This window comes from Mesorhizobium sp. M7A.F.Ca.CA.002.09.1.1 (assembly GCF_003998555.1).
Lineage (GTDB): Bacteria > Pseudomonadota > Alphaproteobacteria > Rhizobiales > Rhizobiaceae > Mesorhizobium > Mesorhizobium ciceri.
The window spans coordinates 1-2,932 of record NZ_RZRR01000726.1 but is presented as its reverse complement, the minus strand read 5'-3'; the positions used below and the strand labels follow the sequence as shown (position 1 = coordinate 2,932).

Sequence of the window (2,932 nt, the reverse complement as noted above, 5' to 3'; positions counted from 1 at the left end):
GACAGTGCCAGGGAAGACCTATCAGGTCGGCGGTGGCGAACTTGCCGCCGGGCCGCTGGTCGGTGTCGTCGTAGAGCACGTCCTTGCCGGCGGCGACGAAAGCGGCATGCAGTTCGTCGCAGACGCCGTCGCACTCGGCGTCGCCCGCCTTCATGTTGATCAGTCCGATGTCGAACGGCGCCACCGCGTCCGGCCAGATGATGCCGTTGTCGTCATGGCTGGCTTCGATGATCGCCGCGACCAGCCGCGACGGACCGATGCCGTAGGAGCCGCCGGAGACGAAATGATCCTTGCCGTCGGGTCCGGTCACCTTGGCGCCCATGGGCTTGGAATATTTGTCGCCGAAATGGAAGATGTGGCCGACCTCGATGCCGCGCGCCGAAACCTTGTCGCTCTCGCCGATCTTCTCCCACGCCGCCTCGTCATGCATCTCGTCGGTGGCGGCGTAGGGCGTCGTCCATGTTTTGACGATGTCGGCGATCTCGGTGTCGTTGGCAAAATCGGTGTTGGCGCCGGGCACATCGAGCGCAAGATAGTCGCGGTGGCAGTAGACCTGGCTCTCGCCGGTGTCGGCCAGGATGATGAATTCATGGCTGAGATCGCCGCCGATCGGCCCGGTGTCGGCCCGCATCGGTATAGCCTGCAGCCCCATGCGCGTAAAAGTCCGGAGATAGGACACGAACATCCTGTTGTAGGCCGCCTTGGCGCCTTCGAAGTCGAGGTCGAAGGAATAGGCGTCCTTCATCAGGAACTCGCGCGACCGCATGACGCCGAAGCGCGGCCGCACTTCGTCGCGGAACTTCCACTGGATGTGGTAGAGATTGAGCGGCAGGTCCTTGTAGGACTTCACATAGGCGCGGACGATCTCGGTGACCACTTCCTCATTGGTGGGGCCGTAGAGCATGTCGCGGTCCTGCCGGTCCTTGATGCGCAGCATCTCCTTGCCGTAGTCGTCATAGCGGCCGCTTTCGCGCCACAGATCGGCCGACTGGATGGTCGGCATCAGGATTTCCAGCGCACCGGCGCGATCCTGCTCCTCGCGGATGATGCGGCATACCTTGTCCAGCACCCGCTTGCCGAGCGGCAGCCACGAGAAACTGCCCTGCCCCTGCTGGCGGATCATGCCGGCGCGCAGCATCAGCCGGTGCGAGACGATCTCGGCCTCGCGCGGATTTTCTTTGAGGATCGGCAGGAAATAGCGCGACAAACGCATGGGCAGGTCCGTGAGTGAGGAGGGTCGCGTCAGAATCGGCGCGACTTTGGCTTGCTTGACCCGGCTTCATAGCCATTTCAAGGCGGAATGGGAACCCGGACGCTTCGGCCCGAAAAGCGGAATCGATTTCCAAAAAACATGGGTAGCCGGGATCAGAAGCGTCGCACCGCCGTTCGCCCGTCCAGAAGACCCATGGCGCTGCAAGGCCTCCCGGTCACTGTGCGCGTCTTGGTGATCGTTCGCCAAGCAACGCCTGCCACACTATTGTGCAGTGCAGCACGAGAATGCCCGTTTCAAGGCAAAATTCTTCGTGACATTTTCATTCGCCTTAGGCTAATGTACCTCGATAACCGAGAGGGCAGAAAAAAATCTGCTCTCCTACGCGGTCAAAGTCTTGGGAGGATGCGATCTAGGCGCGGTTACTCGCTGCCGCCGGAAACCGGAAACAGATCGGACGCGTTTAAATTGCAAGGCCTCGTGCCTTGCATTTTTTTTGTGCAATCATCTGCTTAGCGCAACGCGTTGCCAAACCACCTTACCCAGCGTCAGCGCTCGTCAGGCCGCAAAACGGCACGACGTTCCCCGCCGAAACCCGCCCGGTCCGACATATGAAAACGCCGTCGCTGGACAGTCTATTTAGCCGGCGTCTGGCTGAATTCCGGCACGATGTGCGGGATGTCGTTGAGGCTGTATCCCAGCCCATGCGTCAGGCCATAGAAAATGCCCATCAGGATCGCGGTGGCGATGGTGGTGCGGATCACGGCGCGTAGCATGTGAGGCCCACGCGGCGCGCTCGGAACCGTGCCGAGCGTCACGTCGTGATCGTCGTCCTGCGTCCTCACGCTGAACGGCAGCACGGCGAACAGCACCACCCACCAGGTCGCGAAAAACAGGGCGGTGAACGAAACCCAGCTCATGATTGCTCCAGTTCGATCAGCGTGCCGAAGAAATCCTTCGGATGCAGGAACAGCACCGGCTTGCCGTGCGCGCCGATCTTCGGATTGCCGTCGCCCAGCACGCGGGCGCCGGCGGCCTTGAGCTGATCGCGCGCGGCCAGGATGTCGTCGACCTCATAGCAAAGGTGATGCATGCCGCCGGAGGGGTTCTTCTCCAGGAAGGCGGCGATCGGCGATCCCTCGCCCAAAGGCTCCAGAAGTTCGACCTTGGTGTTGCCGACATTGACGAACACCACCGTCACCCCGTGCTCCGGCAGTGCCTGCGGCGCCGTAACCTCCGCGCCGAGCGTGTTGCGGTAGGCCGCTACGGCAGCAGCCAGATCCGGCACGGCAAGCGCGACATGGTTCAGACGTCCGAGCATAGGTTTTCCTCAGGGCAGTATGGCAATAGGGCAGTATGGCAATAGGGGAAAAGCTGACCTGCCTCGTATCGAAATCCCTACTGCCCTACTCCCTTACTGCCCCACTCCCCTCAGCGAGTGACGAACACCGTCACCAGCGGCTTCTTGCCCCAGGCTTCGTTGGCGGCGCCGCGCACGGCGCGCCGCACTGCTTCCTGCACCAGGTCGAGGTCTTTTCGGCGCTGACGGGGGATCGAGTCCACCGCGCCGATTGCCGCATCGATCATCAGATCTTCCAGCGACTCGCCACGGCCATCGGCCTCGGCGACGCCGATGGCGACCAGATCGGGGTCGCCGGCAAGCTCATATTTGTCGTCCAGCACGACATTGACCGCCACGTGGCCGGCAAAGGACAATTTGCG

Annotated in this window: 3 protein-coding genes and 1 pseudogene; all 4 read right to left on the bottom strand. The window is 62.1% G+C overall.

Annotated features, from left to right (window positions below; genetic code table 11):
* Positions 1–1,213, bottom strand: a 1,213-nt coding sequence (gene proS, locus EN994_RS25185; protein WP_127307895.1) for a proline--tRNA ligase, incomplete at its 3' end; no start/stop codon positions are given.
* A gap of 632 nt (positions 1,214–1,845) precedes the next feature.
* Complete coding sequence (locus tag EN994_RS25180) at positions 1,846–2,130, bottom strand: DUF1467 family protein (protein ID WP_013531106.1); 285 nt, start codon at positions 2,128–2,130, stop codon at positions 1,846–1,848.
* A complete protein-coding gene (mce, locus tag EN994_RS25175; RefSeq protein ID WP_063168232.1) occupies positions 2,127–2,531 on the bottom strand; it encodes a methylmalonyl-CoA epimerase in 405 nt (134 codons plus the stop codon). Before mce ends, EN994_RS25180 begins: the two co-directional genes overlap by 4 nt.
* Before the next feature lie 110 nt (positions 2,532–2,641).
* Positions 2,642–2,932: pseudogene (locus tag EN994_RS25170) on the bottom strand (MBL fold metallo-hydrolase); the annotation flags it as partial.

Excerpts from the sequence above, each read along its gene's own strand:
- mce (WP_063168232.1), bottom strand. The coding sequence starts at position 2,531 with ATGCTCGGACGTCTGAACCATGTCGCGCTTGCCGTGCCGGATCTGGCT.
- EN994_RS25180 (WP_013531106.1), bottom strand. The coding sequence starts at position 2,130 with ATGAGCTGGGTTTCGTTCACCGCCCTGTTTTTCGCGACCTGGTGGGTG.